We start from the raw sequence: 3,278 nt of genomic DNA, 5'->3' as shown, positions 1-3,278 counted from the left end.
CTCGCCCGCATCGGTCGGTTGTCTTTATTGCCGCGAATCTTCGACCGTTTATTGATCCCTGAAGCTGTGTGGCAAGAAGTGGTCGAAGAGGGACAAGGTCAACCGGGCGCCGACGAAATCCGCCAGGCAGCCTGGGTTGAACGAACTGCCGTTTCGAACCGGCAGTTGGTTCATTCGCTGCGTCAGGATCTCGACCCCGGAGAAGCAGAGGCTATTGCGCTCGCTGTAGAAATCAACGCCGATTGGCTGTTGATGGATGAGCGGTTGGGCCGTGAGACCGCACGGCATTTTGGGGTACGTTACCTTGGACTGATTGGCGTCTTGAGCGCAGCAAAGCGGCGCGGTGATCTCAATGCGTTGCGGCCCCTACTCGAACAGCTTCGCGATGTTGCAGGTTTTCGAATTTCATCCGCGCTCTACGAACAAGTGCTGCAAGATGCCGAGGAGATGGAGCGAGGTTGATTTCAGCGCCCCCCTGGAAAAGGAGATCCGTCCGTACGCCGCATAGTGTCTGGGAGGCTGGCGGGCAAAAGAATAGCCATGATCCTTTCCATCCGCGGATGACGCAGATTTTCGCAGATTAAAAACCCTGGGATATTGGGATATTGTCAAGATGACGTCGGGATGACGCAATGCAAAAAGCGTCCGTACGCAAAAAGCAAGAGCCGTCGTGCCCGAAATAATCACGTTGGGCACGATGCGGAGGGCTCATGCAGGCACACGACCATAATTTCAAGAATGTCTTTCTGGATTTCCCGAAAGAGGCCCTCGCCTGGCTGCTGCCGGAAGCGCTGCAGGCCTGCGGGCAGCTCGAACGTATCGAATTTGTGAGGCAGGAGCCCAGAAAGCGGAAATTGTCGGAGGCGCATCTTTCCCTCGACATGCCCATTTTATTTACCTTCGCCGCAGCGCGGGTCCTTCTCTGGCTGGTGGAATTTCAAGAGGACAAGCAGCGGTTTTCCATCTACAGGCTGCTCAGATATACAACCGATTTGATGGAAGCCTATCCGGACGCGACGGTGGTCCCGACGGTGCTCTTCACCCAAAGGGAAAAATGGAGGAAGGACGTTTCCCGCCGGATCGAAAGCCACCTGGGAAACCGGCAGTTTCTGCACTTCGAATATCAGTTGATTCGCCTGTTTGACTTTCAGGCCCGGGACTATTACGATCATCACAATCCTATCGTGAAGATTCTGCTGCCGAAGATGGATTATAAACCGGAGGAGCGGGCGGAAGTGATTCAGCAGGCGTACCTGGGACTGTTCAGGTTGACGGCGCCGATGCTGTTTGACAAGTATGTGGACTTCATCGATGTCTACGCGGAAATCCGGGACGAGGAGCGTGAAGCAATCTACCGCCTGATGACGGAGAGAGAGGAGACCGTTATGTTGGCTCAATACATAAAGGATAAGGGATTTCAGGAAGGACGACGCGAAGGACAGCGCGAAGGAAGACTGGAGGGACGACGCGAAGGAAGACTGGAGGGACGACGCGAAGGAAAGCTGGAAGGAAAGCTGGAAGGAAAGCTGGAAGGAAAGCTGGAAGGAAAGCTGGAAGGAAAGCTGGAAGGAAAGCTTGAGGGAAAATGTGGCCTCCTGGAGAAGATACTGACCCGTCGTTTTGGTCCACTGCCGGACTGGGCGAAACAGCGCCTGGCTTCTGCGTCGTCGGAACAGTTGGACCAGTGGGCCGAGCGGGTGCTCGAAGTCAAGTCACTTCAGGATGTGTGGGTGGAATAAAGGAGCTCCGGCCGTATGCCGCGTAGTGCCTGGGGACTGGGTGGCCAAAAGAATATCCCATAGTCCTTTCCATCCGCAGATTAAGAACCTTGGCGTATTGGGATAGTGTTAAAATGACGCCAGGGATGCTATCCTGTAAAAAGCATGGGAACGGCTTCCAGCCATGATAGGAAGTGGTAGCCGCATACGTTGTCACGGCAGGACGCCGCCTCTACAAAAGCGCAGAGGTAACCGGATGAAACGGGTGCGTAATTGCGATCATACGGCCCTGGCGCCAAATCAACCGGCCCGCAGGGATTATCTGTGCTGCGCTTTTCCTTGCAGGAAACCGGGAAGGGGTAAAAGCCGGGAGACTTCATGACATCCACCTCGGAACTGCTGCAGAAAATCGGATCCTATTTTTCCCCGGACACGACCGTTGCCGCGGTGTACCTGTTCGGCTCTTTTGCCCACGGACGACAACGCACCATGAGCGATGTCGACATTGCGGTCCTCCTGGCTGAGCCGGCAGGCGCGGTAGACCGCAAGCTGTTCCTGGATCGCCTGCATCGGGATCTCGGCCGTATCCTGCGTAAGGATATACACATTCTCATTCTCAACGACGCCTCGTATTCGGCCAGGATGGAAGCCCTCTTCAGAGGGAAATGCGCTCATGTAAAAGACGAAGAGGCCCTGGCCCGGTTCCGGATGGTGACCGCCGCACTTTTCGCAGACTTTGCGCCTTTCATGGATCAGGCACATTGCAGCTTGGCACGGCGTCTTGGATGTAAAGATCATGGTCAATAAGCGAGTGCTTTCCTCAAAGACTGACGCCGCACGGCGTCATGTGGCCCGCATTGTCGAAAAGCGTCAGGTGGGTCTTCCTGTATTCATTGAAGATCTGGACCGGCAGGAAAGCATCCTGTTCAATTTCCAGATGGCCATACAGAGCTGCATCGACATCGCCTCTCACGTGGTCGCCGAAGAAGAGCTCGGTATTGCCGGAAGCACTAATGAGCTCTTCTACCTTCTGGAGGAAAACGGGATCATCCCGACGGCTCTTGCGGAACGGATGGTACAGGCTGTGGGCTTTCGAAATCTCATTGTCCATGAATACGGCAGGGTGAACCTCGAAATTGTCTAGCGGGCGGCGCGAGAAAATCTCGATGATCTGCTGGAGTTTATGCAGGTTATCCTGGGGCGGTTCGGCCAGCGGTGAAGGGGCATAAGCACTCCGGATGCTCACGGTAGATGAGATCGAAAAGATAAGCCTGGTAACGGAGAGAGAGGAGACCGCCATGTTGGCTCAATACATAAAGGATAAGGGGTTTCAGGAAGGGCGGCACGAAGGAAAACTGGAAGGACACCACGAAGGAAAACTGGAGGGACGACGCGAAGGGAAAGTGGAAGGACGGCGCGAAGGAAAGTTGGAGGGAAAGCTTGAGGGAAAATGTGGCCTCCTGGAGAAGATACTGACCCGTCGTTTTGGTCCACTGCCGGACTGGGCGGAACAGCGCCTGGCGTCTGCATCGTCGGAACAGTTGGACCAGTGGGCCGAAC

4 protein-coding genes and 1 pseudogene are annotated in these 3,278 nt (G+C 55.1%); all 5 read left to right on the top strand.

Annotated elements, in window-relative coordinates; translation table 11 throughout:
• Window positions 1-462, top strand: a 462-nt coding sequence (locus tag MWC30_RS21435) for a DUF3368 domain-containing protein (RefSeq protein WP_244086241.1), incomplete at its 5' end; no start/stop codon positions are given.
• A gap of 248 nt (window positions 463-710) precedes the next feature.
• Entirely contained in the window at window positions 711-1,739 is a 1,029-nt protein-coding gene (locus MWC30_RS21430; RefSeq protein ID WP_244086240.1) for a DUF4351 domain-containing protein, read from the top strand.
• 357 nt (window positions 1,740-2,096) lie between these two features.
• Window positions 2,097-2,525 carry a nucleotidyltransferase domain-containing protein gene (locus tag MWC30_RS21425; protein ID WP_244086239.1) on the top strand — a complete coding sequence of 143 codons (429 nt, stop codon included), beginning with the start codon at window positions 2,097-2,099 and terminating at the stop codon, window positions 2,523-2,525.
• Window positions 2,515-2,862: a DUF86 domain-containing protein gene (locus tag MWC30_RS21420; protein ID WP_244086238.1), complete on the top strand. Its 348-nt coding sequence runs from the start codon at window positions 2,515-2,517 to the stop codon at window positions 2,860-2,862. Before MWC30_RS21425 ends, MWC30_RS21420 begins: the two co-directional genes overlap by 11 nt.
• Window positions 2,863-2,956: 94 nt before the next feature.
• Window positions 2,957-3,278: pseudogene (locus tag MWC30_RS21415) on the top strand (hypothetical protein); the annotation flags it as partial.

This window comes from Desulforhabdus sp. TSK (assembly GCF_022836495.1).
Classification (GTDB): domain Bacteria; phylum Desulfobacterota; class Syntrophobacteria; order Syntrophobacterales; family Syntrophobacteraceae; genus Desulforhabdus.
This window is presented reverse-complemented; position numbering and strand designations above follow the sequence as displayed.